The sequence below is a fragment of the Baekduia sp. Peel2402 genome, assembly GCF_052567285.1.
In genome coordinates this window covers 4,028,683-4,045,124 of sequence record NZ_CP199582.1, presented here as the reverse complement: position 1 = coordinate 4,045,124, position 16,442 = coordinate 4,028,683, and the positions used below count along the sequence as shown (strand labels likewise).

The window sequence follows — 16,442 nt, the reverse complement described above, 5'->3', positions numbered from 1 at the left end:
TCAGCGCCAGGTCCGCAAGAGCTCGACGATCGTCTCCCCCACCGCGTCAACTGCGCGGGGCGAAAGCTGGTCGTAGGTGTCCTTGTTGGTGTCTTTGACCGGGTAGGACCAGTCGATGAGGTCGACGGCCGGGATGTTGTGCTGCAAGAACGGGGTGTGGTCGTCGGTGATCGCGGTCTGGACGTCGAGCGGGAAGACCGAGGCGGCGCCAACCTTGCGGGCCGCGACGCGGACCATGGACCACAACTTGGGGTTCGAGGTGCCCTCGCGTGGGAGCCGGACGCCGCGGTTGCCGATGTAGTCGAGCAGGACCATCGCGCGGGTCTGCACGGCGTGGGCGTCGGCGTAGGCCTTGGAGCCGCGCAGCGCGTCGAGGTAGAAGTCCTCGGTCGGGAACGGCTCCTCCTCGCCGTCGAAGAGCACGAACTCGATCGCCGGGGAGCCGGCCGGACGCTTGATGCGCTGGAGGTCGCGCGCGATCTCGATCACGGCGCCGACCGCCGCGGCCGCGTCGTTAGCGCCGACGAAGCCCTTCGGGTGGTACTCGGTGTCGTAGTGCGCGCCGACGACGATCGCGGGCTGCACGCCGGGCAGCGACCCGATGACGTTGCGGAGGCCGGGATGTCCTGGGACATCTTCGAAGCGCCCGTTCGGGAGCTTGGCGCGGAGCTGCTCGGCGACGCGCCGCAGCTGCGGTGAGCCTGCGGGCCGCTGTCCGGCCGCGAGCTGGAGCCGCACGGTCGCCATCGCCCGCTCGACGTCGAACCGGTGCGCGGTCGTGGGCGGCGTGGCGGCCCGGGCCGCAGCGGACGCGGATGCCGGCGCCGCGTTGGCGTGCTCGTGGCGCACGAGGAGCACGGCGAGCAGGACGACCTGAAGCGCCGCGAGCGCGACGAGGCGGCGGGACGTGAGGCGGACCACCTGCGCATTCTGCCGGTCTGCCGGGGTGCGCGTGGAGGTTCTTGCTCACGCGTCCTCCGACTCGTCCTGCGCCGGGCGGCTCGCGCGGTCCAGCAGGATCAGCGCGCCGGCGACGTCGCTCCACCCGCGGCCGGTCGTCCGGAAGCGGCGGTCCCCGCCGCTGGCAGTCTTCACCAGGCCCGCGTCGTGGAGAACCGAGAGCGCGCGTTCGACGACGGGCTCGCGCGCCGACGTCAGGGTCGCCAGCTCGGCGGGTGTCGAAGGCCGGCGCTCGAGCGCGACGAGCAGCGCGAGCCGAAGCGGATCGGAGATCGCCGCGAACACGGCAGCCGAGACCGGCTCAGCCATTCCCGTCTGGGACCACTCGAAGACCTCCTCCACACGACATCGCCCGGCGGTCGCCCTTCCGACCCCGTAAGGTCGGCCCCCTCCGCCCATGCTCGACCCCGACTTCCTCGCCGCGATCGGCCACTCCGCCCGGCTGCGGGCGCTTGTGCTGCTCGAGCAGGAGCCCGCCACCACCCGCGACGTCGCGGCGCGGTGCGAGCTGGACGCCGACGAGGCCGCGGAGCACCTGCGCCTGCTGGCGAACGCGTACCTGATCGAGCCGGTCCCGGACGGCGGCGCCCAGCCGCTCTGGCGCACCCGCGTGACCGGTTGGGCCGGCCTTTCGGACCTGCTCGCCGCCACGGCCGCCCCGTCGCCGACCGACGGCGCCTGACCGCGGATCGGCATCGCCTAACGGCGAACAGGTGCCGTCCTCGACCACACAGATATTCGACCATTTCTGTTGTCTGCCGACAGGAATGGCTGAAACGTACCCGCACCCTCGAAAGCTGTCAACTCCTGACCGATTCTGTCCCCGTACGGTCAAGCGTCCCACGTGCTCGAGCAGGACGAGATCCGGCGGCGCATCCGCGCCGCGATGGCATTAGCCGACATCGGCTCCTGGGAGGAGCTGGCCGCGCGCACGCCCTTGAGCCGGTCGACGCTGAAGGACCTCGGCACGGTCCGCGGGCGCGCCGAGGAGACGCACCTGCGGGTGATCGCGGCCGCCTGCGACCTGCCCTACGCGTGGTTCACGGTCGCCGAGATCGGCCGCGCGGTCGAGCGGGACGACGACGACCCGACGATGGCCGAGCGCATCGAGGCGCTCGAGCGGACCGTGGCCGCGCTCGTGCGCCGAGACGCCGCGGGGCCGTCGTCGTCCGGGCCGGGTTCAGGACCGGCGCCCGGCTAGCTGCCTTCGCCGGCCTCGTCTTCGGCCTCCGCGCGAGCGACCGCTTCGGCCACGATCTGCCGCACCTCAGGGCCGAGACGCTCGATGACGGACGTCAACCGCTCGCGGGCGATGTCGTCGACCACGCTCGGACGCGGATAGCCGCCGTCCTCGGCGGGCACCGTCAACGCCCCGCACAACCGCAGCAGCTGCGTGATCGGATCCGCCAGCTGCAAGTCATCATCGTCGCCAGGCACGAGCGCGTAGAAGTGCTCGACGGCGCCACGGACCCGACCCTCGTCGGCCAGTTCCACGACGCCCGCCGAGACCAGCGTGCGCACGTGGTAGGCGGTCGACCCGAGGGTCCCTCCCGTGATCCTCGCCAACTGCGTCGGGCTGATCGGCTTGCCGTAGCTGCGCATCACATCGAGGATCTGATCGCGCGCCGGATGGGGGCGCAGCGAGGCTCGGCGTTCGGCCTTCTCCTTCTTGGTCGCCATATGCGAGCAAAGTAGCTCCGCATTTGCCACCGAGCAAACGCTACTTCACAGTTAGATTTGCTCAGTGATCATCGCGGCGCCGCTTGCTCCCGACCAGTCGGTCGAGGGCGGCGACGACCCACGTGCCGAGGGCGACGATGGTCGCAAGGCCCATCTAGGCGGCGGGGTCGACGTGGCCGAAAGTCATCAAACGCTGACCCTAGCAGCGCCGATCGTTGGTCTCGACCTGCTAGGTTCGACGACGATCGAACTCTGGAGGCGAGTGGATATGGCGACGACTTGGGCAGATCCGGACACCGCGCGAGCGCAGCTCGGGCGGGTCGGCGTGTGGTTCGGCGGCCTGGGCTGGGCGCCATGGGAGGACGCGCTCGACGCCGCTCGCCAGATCGAGGCGCTCGGCTACGGCGCGCTGTGGCTGAGCGAGACGCCGATGGGCCGCGAGCCGCTCTCGTTCGCCGCGGCACTGCTGGGCGCCACCGAGCGCCTTCCGGTCGCCACCGGCATCGCGTCGATCTGGGCCCGGGACGCCGTGGCGGCACGCAACGCGGCCCTGTCGCTGGGCGAGATCCATCCCGGGCGCTTCACGCTCGGCCTCGGCGTGTCGCACGCACCTGCGGTGCGACTGCGCGGCCAGGTCTACGACAAGCCGCTGACCGCGATGCGCAACTACCTGGAGGCTTTGGACGCCGCCGACTGGGGTGGCCCGGACGTCGAGACGCCGGTGCCGCTGGTGCTCGCCGCGCTGCGCCCGAAGATGCTCAAGCTGTCGGGCTCGGCGACCACGGGCGCGCACCCGTACTTCACGCCGGTCGAGCACACGCGCATCGCGCGCGAGACGCTGGGCGCCGGCCCGCTGCTGGCGCCGGAGGTCTCGGTCGTGGTCGAGAGCGACGCGGCCACCGCGCGCGCCCGCGCCCGCTCGTTCATGGAGCTCTACCTGGCGCTGCCCAACTACACCAACAACCTCCGCGACCTCGGCTGGGGCGACGACGACCTGGCCGGCGGCGGCAGCGACGCGCTGGTCGACGCGATCGTCGGCTGGGGCTCCGTTGAGGCCGTCGCCGCCCGCGTGCGCGACCACCTCGACGCGGGCGCCGACCACATCTGCCTACAGGTCGTGGGGACGAGCGTCGCCGGCGCGGTCGCCGAGCTCGAGGCGCTGGCCCCGGCGCTGCTGGACTGACCTAACGCGAGAGCTCGTCGTCGTCGCGGTCCGGCTCGTCCTCGGTGAAGATCGTGCGGACCGGATGGCGCAGCAGGACGCCCAGCTTCGAGCGGTCCTCCGCGTCCAGCGTGAAGAACACGCCGATGCCGCCGACCACGATCGCGAAGGCCCCGGCGCCCGTGGCCAACAGGATCTGCGTGGTGCCGGAGGCGATGATCATGCGCGGACGGTAGCGCTCCCCTACTCGGGGGACGCCACCATCCGCTGCTCAGCGTGCGGTCAGCTCGCGGTCGTGGCGCGCGAGCGCTCGACGAGGTCCGCGACGCGGACGAGCTTGACGCGCGGGCGGCCGTGCGGCTCGCCGGAGGCCTTCTCGTGCGCGTCGATCGCCTCCCAGCCGGCCCACGTGACCGACTCGGGCGCGCGCTGGGCGTAGAACGCGGCGATCGCGTCGGGGTCGGTGATCGAGGGGGTGTTCAGCGCGTTGGCGTCGCGGTCCTCGACGATCTTGGCGACCGTGTCGGCCGAGTCCTTCTTGTTGGTGCCGATGACGCCCGAGGGCCCGCGCTTGATCCAGCCGACGACGTACTCGCCGGTGTGCGCGTCGCCCGACTCGGCGCTGACGCGGCCGCCGACGTTGCGGATCAGGCCGCGGCGCTCATCGAAGGGCACGTCGTCGACGGGCTTGCCGCGGTAGCCGATCGAGCGCAGGACCAGCCCGCACTCGATGATCTCCTCGTCACCGGTGGCGACCGCGCTGAGGCGGCCGTCGTCACCGCGGCGGATCTCGTTGCGCACCACCTTTATGGCGGTGACGTCGCCGTCCTCGCCCTCCCCGAGGATCTCCACGGGCGAGCGCAGGAACTTCAACACGATCTTGTGCGACGCGTTCTTCGGCGAGGCGGCGGCGTAATCGCGCAGCAGCTCGACGTTGCGCTTGGCGGTCGCGTCGGCCTCGGTCTCCAGCCACGTCGCCGAGGCCTCGTCGAGCTCCAGGTCGGTGATGTCGACCTCGACGCCCGCGCGCTCCAGGTCGGCCAGCTCGCGCAGCTCCGGGTTGGTGAACGCCGCCTGTGCCGGGCCGCGGCGGCCGAGCAGGACGACCTCCTGGACCTTGGAGTTGGTGAAGGCCTCGATCGCGTGGTCGGCGGTGTCGGTCGGCGCCAGCTCGGAGGCGTCCAGCACCAACATGCGCGCGACGTCGATCGCCACGTTGCCGTTGCCGATCACGACCGCGCGCTCGACGTCCAAGTTGTAGGCGTGGTCGGACGCGTCCGGATGGCCGTTGTACCAGGAGACGAACTGCGTGGCGCCGTGGACGCCGGGACGGTCCTCGCCGGGGATGCCGAGGCGGTTGTCGTCGCTGGTGCCCAGCGCGTAGACGACCACGTCGTAGCGCTCCAGCAGCTCGGCGCGCGTGACGTGCTCGCCGAGCGAGACCCCGCCGAAGAACCGGAAGCCGTCCTTCCTTGCCGTCTTCTCGTAGACGCGCGTGACCGACTTGATCTTCGGGTGATCCGGCGCGACGCCCGCGCGCACCAGGCCGAACGGCGTCGGCAGCGCGTCGAGCACGTCAACCTCGAAGCCCGCACCCAGCAGCTGGTCGGCGCAGTAGAAGCCGGACGGGCCGGCGCCGACGATCACGGCGCGCGGTGCAGTGGCAGCGGAGTCAGGGGCGATATCGGTCATAGGCGATCGGTGATCCGGAATAGGGGATTTGCCGGATCCCCGACTCTAGCGATCGGATATGGGAAGACGCTGTGCGCCTGCTGTCGATTCGGCAGGCGCCGAGCCTGCGGCACGAGGCCTCCGGTGCCCGCACGCCACGCCATGAGGACGTACGGAGCACCGGAGTCCCCGCGGGGGAATCCGCCCTTGGGCCGGGGACCCGAGGTGTGAGCGGCCTAGGCCTATGACTTGATCGAGCGCTGGTACTGCATGACCGCCAGCGGCGCGCAGACCACGACGATCCCGATCGCCCAGATCAGCGTGTAGGCGACCGGGTGCTGCAACGGCCAGGGGCCTGTGGTCGGCGGGATGCCGCCTGGGTTCTCGAACAGGTGGCGCAACGCGTTGGCCAGCGACGACGTCGGGTTCCACTCGGCGACCGTCTTCAGCACCGACGGCAGCGTGGACGTCGGCACGAACGTCGAGGCGATGAACGTCACCGGGAAGATCACCACGAACGCGACGCCCTGTACGCCCTCCGGCGTCGGGACCAGCGAGCCGAGCAGCACGCCGATCCAGATCATCGCGAACGAGAAGACCACCATCAGCCCGTAGGCGGCGAGGATGTCCAGCGGGCCCGAGTGGATCCGCCACCCGACCACGAACCCCGCGACCGTCATGAAGCCGATCGGCAGGAACGAGCGGATGAGGTTCGCCACGGCATGGCCGGCGAGCACCGCCGAGCGCGGGATCGGCAGCGAGTGGAAGCGGTCGATCGCGCCGTTGTTGCGGTCGTTGGACAGCGCCAGCGCGACGCCGAAGCAGCCGAAGACGATCGTCTGGGCGAAGATCCCGCCCATCAGGAACTCCTTGTAGCTCCCGCCGCCGGGCACGCTGATCGCCCCGCCGAAGACGAACGCGAACAGCAGCACGAACATCACCGGCTGGATCGTCGCGTCCGACAGCGCCTCCGGCTGACGGCGCATGTGGATCAGCCCGCGGCGGGCGATGACCCAGGTGTCGGAGATGAACGTCCCGCGCGCGCTGTCGCGCTGCTGCGCCTTCGGCGCGGGCGTGGGAGCGGCGGTGGCCTGGGCGCTCATCGGGCGACCTCCTCGGCGATCGGGGCCTTCTCGTCGGCGTCCGCGTCCTCCGCGGGCTTGCCGGTCAGGGTCAAGAACACGTCGTCCAGCGTCGGCTGCGCGAGGCCGAGGTCCTCGACCGCGACGCCCGCCTCGCTCAGCGCCTCGGCCAGCGCGCCGAGCGCCGCGACGCCGTGCCCGGCGCCGTCGGTCGGGGCCGAGCCGGCGTCGATCGCTGGCGCGATGACCGACCGCGCGCCGTGATCGACGACCGACGCGGCGCCGGAGACGCGCTCGACGATCCGTGCGACCTCGTCGACGTCGTCGCGGGAGGCGACGACCACCCGCAGCTGGTCGCCGCCGACCTGGCGCTTGAGCGAGCGCGCGTCGCCGCGGGCGATGACGCGCCCGTGGTCGACGACCACGATGTCGTCTGCGAGACGGTCGGCCTCTTCGAGGTACTGCGTCGTCAGCAGCAGCGTCGCGCCGCCCGCGACCAACTGATCCAGGACGTCCCACAGCTCGTTGCGCGCGCGGGGGTCCAGGCCGGTCGTCGGCTCGTCGAGGAACAGCACCTCGGGCTCGGCGACGAGCGTCGCCGCCAGGTCCAGCCGCCGGCGCATGCCGCCGGAGTACTCCTTGGCGAGCTTGTCGGAGGCGTCGCTGAGCGAGAACTGCTCCAGCAGCTCGGTCGCGCGTGCCTGCGCGGGCTTGCGTCCGAGGTGGTGCAGCTCGCCGATCATGGTCAGGTTCTCGTGGCCGGTCAGCAGACCGTCCACGGTGGCGTCCTGGGCGGCGAGGCCGAGGACGCGGCGGGCGGCGACGGGGTTCTCGACGACGTCGTGGCCGGCGACGCGAGCGGTGCCCTCGTCGGGGAGGGTGAGGGTCGTGAGCACGCGGACGGCGGTCGTCTTGCCCGCGCCGTTGGGGCCGAGCAGCGCGCAGACCGCGCCGCGCGCGACGTCGAGATCGACGCCGTCCAGCGCGCGCTTGTCGCCGTAGCGCTTCACGAGCCCGTGGGCTTCGATGGCAGGGGGAGGGGTCACAGCGCAGCAGAGTGCCACGCTGGACGGAAAATTTCAATGGGTGTAAGTTTGACCCCGTGGAAGCTTCTTCGACGAAGCGCAGCGAGGCTGGCGGAGTTCCGCCGGCTGGCTTGCGCGCGTGGAAGAAGGAGCGGACGCGGTCACGGATCTCCGACGTCGCGACCGGGCTGTTCATGCGCGACGGGTTCGAGGCGGTCACGCTCGCGCAGATCGCGGCGGCGGCCGAGGTCTCGGTCAAGACGGTGTTCAACTACTTCCCGTCGAAGGAGGACCTCTTCTTCGACCGCGCCGACGACGTCATCGGCGCGCTGGCCGACGCGGTCGTCGAGCGGCCGGCGGGCGAGACCGTCGTGGGCGCGCTGCACCGCGTGCTGGCCGACCGGCGCGTGCCGTTCGACCCGTCCGGCTGGCGCACGCTGCGCGACCCACAGCACTACGAGGGCTTCCGCCGCTACCTGGAGACCGAGGAGCGGTCGCCCGCGCTGCGCACCCGGCGGCTGGTGATCGGGGAGCTGTGGACCGTCCGGCTGACCCAGCTCCTGGGCCACCAGCTCGGGCTGCCGGCGGGCGACCCGCGCGCGGCGGCGCTGGCGACGATGATCATCGCGGCGATGACGTTGCGCGCGCGGACGCTGTCGGCGGCGATGATGGCGCGCCTCAGCGCGCGGACGGTCGAGAAGCGGGTGCGCGCGGTGGTCGACGAGTCCTTCGAGCGCCTGGCGGTGGCGTTCGCTGATGTGGACGTGCCGCGCGCGGCGGGCGCGCCGGCGAGGAAGTCCGCCTGAAGGCCGGCGGGGTGCGGGTGTCCGGGCGCTATACCGGACAGGACATGGCCGACCCCACACCCGCCTCCCCCGCTCCCCCGCGCCGCAGCCGCTCGCCGCTGCTGGCGCACGTCGTCTCGACCGCCCGCGTCTCCCCGCACCTCGTCCGTGTCGTCCTGGGCGGCGACGACCTCGCCGGCTTCGGCGCGGGCGAGTACACCGACCACTACGTCAAGCTCCAGATCCCGCCGCGCGGTGCCACCTACACGGCGCCGTTTGACGCCGAAGAGGTCAAGGCGACCCACCCGCGCGAGCACTGGCCGCGCACGCGCACCTACACCGTGCGCGCGTGGGACCCCGAGCGCGGCGAGCTGACGATCGACTTCGTCGTACACGGCGACGAGGGCGTCGCCGGCCCATGGGCGCTGGCCGCTCAGCCGGGCGACACGCTCCAGCTCAACGGCCCGGGCGGCGCGTACGCGCCCGATCCCGCCGCGGACTGGCACCTGCTGGTCGGCGACCTCTCGGTCGTCCCCGCGATCTCGGCGTCGCTGCCGCGGATCGGCGCGGGCGTGCCGGCCGTCGTGCTGATCGAGGCCGCCGAGGAGGATCGTGTCGAGCTGACCTCGCCGGGCGACCTGCGCGTGACGTGGGTCGCGCCGGGCGAGCTGGTCGCCGCGCTCGAGGCACTGGAGTTCCTGCCCGGCACGGTCCACGCCTTCGTCCACGGCGAGGCCAGCGACGTCCGCGCGATCCGCCGCCACCTGCTCGCCGACCGCGACGTGCCCAAGGAGACGACGTCGATTTCCGGCTACTGGAAGCGCACCCGCACCGAGGAGGGCTGGCGCGAGGACAAGGCCGAGTGGAATCGGCTGGTCGAGGAGGACCTCGGCGCGTAGCATCGCGTCATGTCGTCCTTCTCCCGCGGGTTCCACGGCCGCAGGCGGCCGGAGGTGGACCCCTCGCGCGTCCCGCCCGGCCAATACGTCACCGAGGACTTCCCGGTCCTGTCGGCGGGCCCCACGCCGCGGATCGACACCGCGGCCTGGACGTTCGCGATCGACGGCGCGGTCGACGCGAGCGCGACGTGGACGTGGGACGAGCTGAACGCGTTGCCGCAGGAGACGTTCACGGTGGACATCCACTGCGTCACGAAGTGGTCCAAGCTCGGGACGACGTGGACGGGCGTGTCGGTCGACAGCCTTCTTGAAGGCGTTGCCACGGAGGCCGAGCACGTCAGCGTCTGGGCCGACGGCGGCTACACCACCAACTTGCCGCTGGAGGATCTGCAGGACGGCAAGGCGTGGGTCGTCCACACCTACGACGGCGAGCCGCTGGAGCCCGCGCACGGCGGCCCGGTCCGGCTGCTGGTGCCGCACCTGTACTTCTGGAAGAGCGCGAAGTGGGTGCGCGGGCTGACGCTCACGATCGACGACGAGCCCGGCTTCTGGGAGACCGCCGGGTACCACAACTACGGCGACCCGTGGCGCGAGCAGCGCTACTGGAGCGACTGAGTGGCGGCCCTGCCCGCCGCGCGGATCACGTGGCGCGAGGCGACCGTCGCGGAGGTGCGCGACGAGACGCCGCACGCGCGGACGCTGATCCTCGACGTCCCGGACTGGCCCGGCCACGCCGCCGGCCAGCACCTCGACGTGCGCCTGACCGCCGAGGACGGCTACCAGGCCGAGCGCTCCTACTCGATCGCCTCCGCGCCTGAGGACGAGCGCGTGGCGCTGACGATCGAGCGCATCGACGACGGCGAGGTCTCGCCCTACTTAGCGGGCGAGGTGATCGTGGGCGACCGCTTCGAGGTCCGCGGCCCGATCGGCGGGCACTTCACCTGGCGCGTGGCCGACGGCGGGCCGCTGCTGCTGATCGGCGGCGGCAGCGGGCTCGTGCCGCTGATGGCGATGCTGCGCCATCGGGCGGCCGACCCGGCGGGCGGCGCCACCGACGCGCGGCTGCTGCTCAGCGCGCGCGAGTGGGACGCGGTGCTCTACCGCGACGAGCTGGGGCGGCTGGCAAGTGCCGCCAGCGCGCCGCCGAGCATCACCTACACCTTGACGCGCGGCACGCCGCCGGACTGGACCGGCTGGGCGCGTCGCGTCGACGCCGAGATGTTGAAGTCGGTCGGCCCGCCTCCCTCCACCAACCCCATGATCTTCGTCTGCGGCCCGACGCCGTTCGTCGAGTCCGTCGCCGACGCGCTCGTCGGCCTCGGCCACGCCGCGGACGTGATCCACACCGAGCGCTTCGGCCCTACAGGAGGGTGATGTCCCGATGACGATCGACCCCGACAACTTGGTCCTCGACGGCAACGCCCTCGCCGGCGTTCTCGCCTCCATCTTCGGCGGTGCGGAGATGACCGCCGCCGCCCGCGGCTGTGGCTCCTGCAGCCAGCACCACCCGCTCGGCGAGCACCGCCTCTACCGCGGCGCCGGCTGGGTCCTGCGCTGCCCGGGCTGCGGCGACGTCGCGCTGACGGTCGTAGAGGACGAGGCCCGCGACGTGCGCGAGGTGCGCTTCGCGGGGCGTTGGACGATCGGCAGCGGTGGCGGCGATGTCAGCGCGGCGGCCGGCCTCGCGGGCTGACGCCCGCAGCGCTCACCAGAGCAGGTCGAGCAGGGTCTCGCGGTCGTAGAAGCCGGTGTAGCGCTCGCCGTCGAGGAAGAGGCCGGGCGTGCCGGTAACGTCGGCGGCGAGGCCGGTGGCGATGTCCTCGTCGATGGCGGCGAGCAAGGTCGGGTCGGCGATGTCGGCGGCGAAGCGGGCCGGGTCGAGGCCGAGCTCAAGCGCGTAGGCGGCGAGGTCCTCGTCGGTGACGGCCTCGAAGCGCTCGAACAGCAGGTCGTGCATCTCCCAGAACCTGTCCTGGCGCCCGGCAGCCTCAGCGGCGCGGGCGGTGGCGTCGGCACGAGGGTGCTTGTCGCGCAAGGGGAAGTGGCGCACGCGGTGGCGCACCTTGCCCTCCAGGTCGCCCAACACCACCGACTTGATCGCGCCGTGCGCGGTGCGGCAGTACGGACACTGGAAGTCCAAGTACTCCAACAGCTCGCGATCGCCCGTGCCCCGCACCCAGTTCGTCATGCCGCCAGCCGCGCCCGGAGGCGCTCCTCCTCGAGGTCCAGTTCGCGATCGACGGCGAGCTTGACGCTGTTGTCGATCGACCCGTCGTTGCGCGCGTCAGCCAGCGCGCTGCGCTCCACCGCCAGCAGGTGCACGCGGAAGCGCAGCCAGGCCGCCACGTCGGACTGCTCGTCGGCCACGCCCAACCGGCACGCGCCCGCGAGCTGCTGCGCGCGCGTGGAGTACAGCTCGCGCGCCCGCTCGATGATCGCGGGGGAGATCTCGCTGTCGGGCGGGACGTCGGCGATCCGGTCGAGCACCGCCGTCACGGTCTCAAAGCGCGCCATCGCCGAAGCGCGCTCGCTCGGCACGGTCGCGTCCGCCGGCAGCAGCCACCGCGCGAGGAACCCGAGCGTCAGCCCCTGCCCCACGAGCGTCACGGCGATCACGATCATCGTGATCGCCAGGATCTCGTCGCGGACCGGGAACGCCCCGCCGCCGTCGATCGTCAAGGGGATCGACAACGCGGCCGCCAGCGAGATCGCCCCGCGCATGCCCGACCAGCCGACGACCAGCCGCTCGCGGACCGGCAGCCGCCACAGGACCAAGGACACCAAGATCCGCACGGCGGTGATCGTCGCCACGACCGCGAACGCCGCGCCGACGACCTGCCCCACCGAGCCGGTCAGCGCCTCGAACGTGTCGCGCGCCTGGAAGCCGACGAGCACGAACAGCGCCGACTCCATCAAGAACGTCAAGATGTCCCAGAACGTCCGGCCCTCGAGCCGCACGCTGGCCGACGCCAGTCGCGAGTCGTGCTGGGCGACGAAGAACCCGGACACGACCGCCGCCAGCACGCCGGACACGTGCAGCTCCTCGGCGCCGACGTAGACCGCGTACGGCGTCAGCAGCGTCACGGTGATCTCGATCAGCGAGTCGTCGATCCGCTGACGCAGCCAGCTGGCCAGCCGGCCGCCGAGCGCGCCGACCAGCACGCCCGCAAGCGACACCCAGAAGAACTCGCCGACGCCGTGCCAGGCGCTGAACGTGCCCGCCACGCCGGCCGCGATCGCCAGGCGCAGCGTCACCAGACCGGTTGCGTCGTTGACCAAGGACTCGCCCTCGACGACCGACAGCACGCGCTCGGGCGCGCCGAGGCGGCGGAAGACGGCGGTCGCCGCGATCGCGTCGGTCGGCGCGATCGCCGCACCCAGCGCGAACGCCGCCGGCCAGGTCATCCCGTCGACCATCCCGTGCGCGACCGCCGCCGCGGCGACGACCGTCACCGCGACCAGCCCGATCGCCAGGATCCCCAGCTCCTCGGTGCGGTCCATCAGCCGCTTGTGCCCCGCCTTGTAGGCCGCGGCGTGCACGAGCGGCGGCACGAAGATCAAGAACACGATGTCGGGATCGAGCACGACGTCGGGCGCGCCCGGGATGAACGCCAGCGCCGCGCCGCCGAGCACCTGCACGATCGGGTACGGCACGCCGATCGCCCGCGCGCCCCACGCCAGCAGGGCGACGGCGAGCAGGACCGCGATGAGGACCTGGGTCAGCTCCAAGGCGCTATGCGAGCATCGGCGACGGCGGGATCCGCGTCGAGCCGGTGACCTGCGGGATGCGGAAGCCGATCTCGTCGACGAAGCACCAGCACCAGTCCTCGCCCGGCTCCAGCGAGCGGATGATGGGGTGCTCGGTCGAGCGGGCGTGCGCGGTCGCGTGCTTGGACGGCGAGTCGTCGCAGCAGCCGACGTGGCCGCAGGTCAAGCAGATGCGCAGGTGCAGCCACTTGCCTCCGGCAGCCAGGCAGTCCTCACAGCCCGGGACCTCCTCGGGCAGCTCGGTGATCTCGATGCTGTCCAGGTGCGTGCAGCTGCTGCTCATGGCGTCGGCTCCTGATCCTCGGTGGCGGTGGCGGTGGCGTTGGCGTTGGTGGTGGGGTTGATCGGCACCCAGACGTGGAACGTCGTGCCGTCGGGCCCGGTGTCGAACGAGATGCTGCCGTCGTGGCGCTCCTCGACGATACGACGGACCGTGTCGAGGCCGAGGCCGGTCCCGTGCCCGACCTCCTTGGTGGTGTAGAACGGTTCCAGCACGCGGCGGCGCGACTCCTCCGGGATGCCCGGGCCGTCGTCGGCGATGTCGACCCGGACGCACGGGCCGTCGCGGTGGACGCCGATCGTGATCGTCCCGGTCTGGCCGAGCGCGTCGACCGCGTTGTCGATGAGGTTGGTCCAGACCTGGTTGAGCTCGGACCCGCGGACGCCGAGGCGCGGCAGGTCGTCCTCATAGTCCTTGTGAACGTCGATCTGGGTGTGCTTGAGCTTGTGCCCCATCACCTTGATCGTGGCGTCGATGCCCTCGCGCAGGTCGACGTGGACCAGCTCGCCGCGGTCCATGTAGGAGTAGGTCTTGATCGCGGTGACCAGATCGGACATGCGCGAGGCGGACTCCTGGAGCTCCTCGGCCAGGCCGCGCGCGGTGAGCGTCGCGGCGATCCACGCCAGCGCCTTGGTGGTGGCGCTGCCGGCGTGGTCGGCGACCTCTTGCAGCCATGCGTCGTCCACGCCGGCGGCGGCCAGCGTCTCGGCAAAGCGCCAAGCCTCGTGGACGCCGAGGTCCTCAAGCTTGTCGAGCATCTCGTCCTCGGCGTCGGCCGCGTCGACGCTCGACAGTGCCGGGCGGTCGGCCGCCGCCTCCGCCGCGCGCTGCTGGAGCGCGACCAGGCGCTCGGCGTCAGCACGCTCGATCCCCGCCTCGACGAACGCCTTGATGACGTGCATGACGACGTCGAGCGTGTCCGCGAGCTGCGCGGCGGCGCGCTTGACCGCCGCGGCCGGGTTGTTGAGCTCGTGCGCCAGCCCGGCGGCCATCGTGCCCAGCGACGCGAGGCGCTCGCGGTCGTTCTCGATCTGCGACAGGCGCGCGGTGACCGGGCCGATCGCCTGCATGATCCGGCGGTGGACCGTGCGGTGCGTCAGCGCCAAGTCGATGAACTGGTCCAGCGGGATGAGCCCGACGACGCAGTCAGTCTCGGACACGATCCGCACGCCGATCGGCGACTCGGTCAGCGCGGAGATCGCCTGCATCCAGGTCGGCGCGGTCTGGTGGCCGATCGGCTCGTAGCGCTCGTCGACGGCCTTGTACATGCGCATGCGACCCTCGAACAGCAGGATCAGCCCACGCGGCGAGGTGTCGGCCTCGGCGATCAGGACGTCGGCGCCCACGGTGAAGGCGTAGGTCTTGTCGGCCCAGCGCTGCAGGGCCTCCTCGTCGAGCCCTTCGAAGAGGTCGATCCTCGCCAGGTCGGCGCCGGTGACGGCGATCGTGGGGTTCACGCCGCCGCCAAGTACTCGTGGATCAGCGACACCGCCATCGACCCCTCTCCCACCGCGCTGGCGACGCGCTTGATCGACCGGGCGCGGACGTCGCCGGCGACGAAGACGCCGGGCACCGAGGTCTCCAAGATGTAGGGGTCGCGCTTGAGCGGCCAGCCAGCGGCGCGGGCGTCGGCGCCCGCGAGGATGAAGCCGTGGTCGTCGCGGGCGACGACGTCGGCCAGCCAGGCCGTGCGCGGCGCGGCGCCGACGAAGACGAAGCAGGCGTCGACGGGCTCGAGGTGGTCGGTGCCGTCCGGCCCGCGGACCGTCAGCTCCTTCAGGCGGCCGTTCTCCTCGGTGGCGGAGATGGCCTGGGTGTTGGTCCGGACCTCGATGTTCGGCAGCTCCGCGATCTGCTCGATCAGGTAGCTGGACATCGACTTGGCCAGCGAGTCGCCACGCACGAGCATCGTGACCTGGGCCGCAAACTTGGCGAAGTGCACCGCGGCCTGGCCGGCGGAGTTCGCGGCGCCGATGATGACCACCCGCTGCTGGGCGCAGGAGCGGGCCTCGCTGAGCGCGGCGCCGTAGTAGATCCCGGCGCCGGTCAGCTCGTCGAAGCCGGGCGTGTCGAGCTTGCGGTAGGAGACGCCAGAGGCGATCAGCACGGTGTTGGCCGACAGCGCCCCGCCGCCGGAGAGGCGGACGAGGCGGCCTGAGCCTTCGACCTCCAGCGCGACCGCGTCCTGGACCGTGAGCAGCTCGGCGCCGAGGCGGCGGGCCTGGTCGGTGGCGCGACGAGCGAGGTCGGAGCCGCTCAAGCCGGTCGGGAAGCCGAGGTAGTTCTCGATCCGCGACGACGTGCCCGCCTGGCCGCCGGGTGCCTCACGTTCGACCATCACGGTGGAGAGGCCTTCGCTCGCGCCGTAGACCGCGGCGGCCAGCCCGGCGGGCCCGCCGCCGACGATGACCAGGTCGTAGTGGTCGGTCGCGGGCTGGGCGGCGACGCCGAGGCGCTCGGCCAGCTCCAGGACGGTCGGGCGCTCCAGGACCGAGCCGTCCTCCAGCAGCGCGACCGGCAGGCCGGCGTCGTCGACCCCGGCGACCTTCAGCAGCTCACGGGCCTCGCCGTCGCGCTCGATGTCCAGCCAGCGACCGGGAACGCGGTTGCGGGCGAGGAAGTCGCGCAGGTCGTGGGCGGGCTTGGAGAAGCGGTGGCCGATGACGCGCACGCCGCCGGACTCCAGCGCGGCGCCGGACTCCCAGGTCTCCAGGAGATCGGAGACGACCGGATACAGCTCCTCCTCAGGCGGGTCCCAGGGCTTGAGCAGGTAGTAGTCGAGCGCGACCTCGTTGATGGCCTTGATCGCGGCGTCGGTGTCGGCGTAGGCGGTCAGCAGGACGCGCTTGGCGTCGGGCGCGAGCTTGCGGGCTTCGACGAGGTACTCGGTGCCCGAGAGGCCGGGCATGCGCTGATCGGCGATCAGCAGCGCGACCTGGTCGCCGCGCGTGACGAGCTCCTTGACGACCTCCAGCGCCTCCTCCCCGGAGGCGGCGCGCAGGACGCGGTAGCGCTCGCCGAACTCGCGGCGCAGGTCACGAGCGACGGCGGCCAGGACGGCGGGCTCGTCGTCGACGGCGACTATCGCGGGACGACGGGTGCGTTCAGGGGACGGGGCTTCCGAAGACAT

At 72.0% G+C, this 16,442-nt stretch carries 20 protein-coding genes; 8 read left to right on the top strand and 12 right to left on the bottom strand.

What is annotated here, in order from left to right:
- Positions 1-921 (bottom strand): M28 family metallopeptidase, encoded by a 921-nt coding sequence (locus ACT01A_RS19745; protein ID WP_445148810.1) that lies wholly within the window; start codon positions 919-921, stop codon positions 1-3.
- 45 nt (positions 922-966) lie between these two features.
- Positions 967-1,269, bottom strand: coding sequence for an ArsR family transcriptional regulator (locus ACT01A_RS19740; RefSeq protein WP_445148809.1), 303 nt, complete (start codon positions 1,267-1,269; stop codon positions 967-969).
- Between the two features lie 88 nt (positions 1,270-1,357).
- Between ACT01A_RS19740 and ACT01A_RS19735 the strand changes: the two genes are divergently transcribed.
- Together ACT01A_RS19735 and ACT01A_RS19730 are read left to right on the top strand one after the other, a co-directional pair.
- Entirely contained in the window at positions 1,358-1,642 is a 285-nt protein-coding gene (locus ACT01A_RS19735; protein ID WP_445148808.1) for a hypothetical protein, read from the top strand.
- A gap of 162 nt (positions 1,643-1,804) precedes the next feature.
- Positions 1,805-2,161: a hypothetical protein gene (locus ACT01A_RS19730; protein WP_445148807.1), complete on the top strand. Its 357-nt coding sequence runs from the start codon at positions 1,805-1,807 to the stop codon at positions 2,159-2,161.
- On the opposite strand, the gene ACT01A_RS19725 is transcribed toward ACT01A_RS19730, so the two are convergent.
- On the bottom strand, positions 2,158-2,670 hold the full coding sequence (locus ACT01A_RS19725; RefSeq protein ID WP_445148806.1) for a hypothetical protein: 513 nt from the start codon (positions 2,668-2,670) through the stop codon (positions 2,158-2,160). The genes ACT01A_RS19730 and ACT01A_RS19725 overlap by 4 nt on opposite strands.
- 238 nt (positions 2,671-2,908) lie before the next feature.
- Between ACT01A_RS19725 and ACT01A_RS19720 the strand changes: the two genes are divergently transcribed.
- Entirely contained in the window at positions 2,909-3,823 is a 915-nt protein-coding gene (locus ACT01A_RS19720; RefSeq protein WP_445148805.1) for a TIGR03620 family F420-dependent LLM class oxidoreductase, read from the top strand.
- A gap of 1 nt (position 3,824) precedes the next feature.
- On the opposite strand, the gene ACT01A_RS19715 is transcribed toward ACT01A_RS19720, so the two are convergent.
- The 4 genes from ACT01A_RS19715 to ACT01A_RS19700 all read right to left on the bottom strand — a co-directional run bounded on the left by ACT01A_RS19715 (position 3,825) and on the right by ACT01A_RS19700 (position 7,601).
- Complete coding sequence (locus tag ACT01A_RS19715) at positions 3,825-4,025, bottom strand: hypothetical protein (protein WP_445148804.1); 201 nt, start codon at positions 4,023-4,025, stop codon at positions 3,825-3,827.
- 59 nt (positions 4,026-4,084) lie between these two features.
- Positions 4,085-5,494 carry an FAD-dependent oxidoreductase gene (locus ACT01A_RS19710; protein ID WP_445148803.1) on the bottom strand — a complete coding sequence of 470 codons (1,410 nt, stop codon included), beginning with the start codon at positions 5,492-5,494 and terminating at the stop codon, positions 4,085-4,087.
- A 221-nt stretch (positions 5,495-5,715) separates the two neighbouring features.
- Entirely contained in the window at positions 5,716-6,576 is an 861-nt protein-coding gene (locus ACT01A_RS19705) for an ABC transporter permease (protein ID WP_445148802.1), read from the bottom strand.
- Positions 6,573-7,601, bottom strand: a complete 1,029-nt coding sequence (locus ACT01A_RS19700; protein ID WP_445148801.1) for an ATP-binding cassette domain-containing protein — start codon at positions 7,599-7,601, stop codon at positions 6,573-6,575. The genes ACT01A_RS19705 and ACT01A_RS19700 overlap by 4 nt, the downstream gene beginning before the upstream one ends.
- Before the next feature lie 56 nt (positions 7,602-7,657).
- Here ACT01A_RS19700 and ACT01A_RS19695 point away from each other — a divergent pair, with 56 nt between their 5' ends.
- From ACT01A_RS19695 to ACT01A_RS19675, 5 genes are read left to right on the top strand one after another with little or no spacing between them, the layout of a single operon-like run.
- Positions 7,658-8,386 (top strand): TetR/AcrR family transcriptional regulator, encoded by a 729-nt coding sequence (locus tag ACT01A_RS19695; protein ID WP_445148800.1) that lies wholly within the window; start codon positions 7,658-7,660, stop codon positions 8,384-8,386.
- A 44-nt stretch (positions 8,387-8,430) separates the two neighbouring features.
- Complete coding sequence (locus ACT01A_RS19690; protein ID WP_445148799.1) at positions 8,431-9,264, top strand: siderophore-interacting protein; 834 nt, start codon at positions 8,431-8,433, stop codon at positions 9,262-9,264.
- Between the two features lie 9 nt (positions 9,265-9,273).
- A complete protein-coding gene (locus ACT01A_RS19685; RefSeq protein WP_445148798.1) occupies positions 9,274-9,879 on the top strand; it encodes a sulfite oxidase-like oxidoreductase in 606 nt (201 codons plus the stop codon).
- Complete coding sequence (locus ACT01A_RS19680; protein ID WP_445148797.1) at positions 9,880-10,638, top strand: ferredoxin reductase; 759 nt, start codon at positions 9,880-9,882, stop codon at positions 10,636-10,638.
- A 7-nt stretch (positions 10,639-10,645) separates the two neighbouring features.
- Positions 10,646-10,957, top strand: coding sequence for a DUF6510 family protein (locus tag ACT01A_RS19675; RefSeq protein WP_445148796.1), 312 nt, complete (start codon positions 10,646-10,648; stop codon positions 10,955-10,957).
- Positions 10,958-10,969: 12 nt separating this feature from the next.
- Here the strand turns inward: ACT01A_RS19675 and ACT01A_RS19670 are convergent, their stop codons facing one another.
- The 5 genes from ACT01A_RS19670 to ACT01A_RS19650 are packed head-to-tail and all read right to left on the bottom strand — an operon-like array spanning position 10,970 to position 16,442.
- Entirely contained in the window at positions 10,970-11,452 is a 483-nt protein-coding gene (locus tag ACT01A_RS19670) for a DsbA family protein (protein ID WP_445148795.1), read from the bottom strand.
- Positions 11,449-12,993: a Na+/H+ antiporter gene (locus tag ACT01A_RS19665; protein WP_445148794.1), complete on the bottom strand. Its 1,545-nt coding sequence runs from the start codon at positions 12,991-12,993 to the stop codon at positions 11,449-11,451. Before ACT01A_RS19665 ends, ACT01A_RS19670 begins: the two co-directional genes overlap by 4 nt.
- A 4-nt stretch (positions 12,994-12,997) precedes the next feature.
- Positions 12,998-13,315, bottom strand: coding sequence for a UBP-type zinc finger domain-containing protein (locus ACT01A_RS19660; RefSeq protein WP_445148793.1), 318 nt, complete (start codon positions 13,313-13,315; stop codon positions 12,998-13,000).
- Positions 13,312-14,769, bottom strand: a complete 1,458-nt coding sequence (locus ACT01A_RS19655; protein ID WP_445148792.1) for a sensor histidine kinase — start codon at positions 14,767-14,769, stop codon at positions 13,312-13,314. The genes ACT01A_RS19660 and ACT01A_RS19655 overlap by 4 nt, the downstream gene beginning before the upstream one ends.
- Positions 14,766-16,442, bottom strand: a complete 1,677-nt coding sequence (locus ACT01A_RS19650) for an FAD-dependent oxidoreductase (RefSeq protein ID WP_445148791.1) — start codon at positions 16,440-16,442, stop codon at positions 14,766-14,768. Before ACT01A_RS19650 ends, ACT01A_RS19655 begins: the two co-directional genes overlap by 4 nt.

Coding starts and splice junctions, on each gene's coding strand:
- ACT01A_RS19740 (WP_445148809.1), bottom strand. CDS start 1,269: ATGGCTGAGCCGGTCTCGGCTGCCGTGTTCGCGGCGATCTCCGATCCG.
- ACT01A_RS19735 (WP_445148808.1), top strand. CDS start 1,358: ATGCTCGACCCCGACTTCCTCGCCGCGATCGGCCACTCCGCCCGGCTG.
- ACT01A_RS19720 (WP_445148805.1), top strand. CDS start 2,909: ATGGCGACGACTTGGGCAGATCCGGACACCGCGCGAGCGCAGCTCGGG.
- ACT01A_RS19715 (WP_445148804.1), bottom strand. CDS start 4,025: ATGATCATCGCCTCCGGCACCACGCAGATCCTGTTGGCCACGGGCGCC.
- ACT01A_RS19710 (WP_445148803.1), bottom strand. CDS start 5,494: ATGACCGATATCGCCCCTGACTCCGCTGCCACTGCACCGCGCGCCGTG.
- ACT01A_RS19705 (WP_445148802.1), bottom strand. CDS start 6,576: ATGAGCGCCCAGGCCACCGCCGCTCCCACGCCCGCGCCGAAGGCGCAG.
- ACT01A_RS19690 (WP_445148799.1), top strand. CDS start 8,431: ATGGCCGACCCCACACCCGCCTCCCCCGCTCCCCCGCGCCGCAGCCGC.
- ACT01A_RS19685 (WP_445148798.1), top strand. CDS start 9,274: ATGTCGTCCTTCTCCCGCGGGTTCCACGGCCGCAGGCGGCCGGAGGTG.
- ACT01A_RS19675 (WP_445148796.1), top strand. CDS start 10,646: ATGACGATCGACCCCGACAACTTGGTCCTCGACGGCAACGCCCTCGCC.
- ACT01A_RS19670 (WP_445148795.1), bottom strand. CDS start 11,452: ATGACGAACTGGGTGCGGGGCACGGGCGATCGCGAGCTGTTGGAGTAC.
- ACT01A_RS19660 (WP_445148793.1), bottom strand. CDS start 13,315: ATGAGCAGCAGCTGCACGCACCTGGACAGCATCGAGATCACCGAGCTG.
- ACT01A_RS19650 (WP_445148791.1), bottom strand. CDS start 16,442: ATGTCTTCGGAAGCCCCGTCCCCTGAACGCACCCGTCGTCCCGCGATA.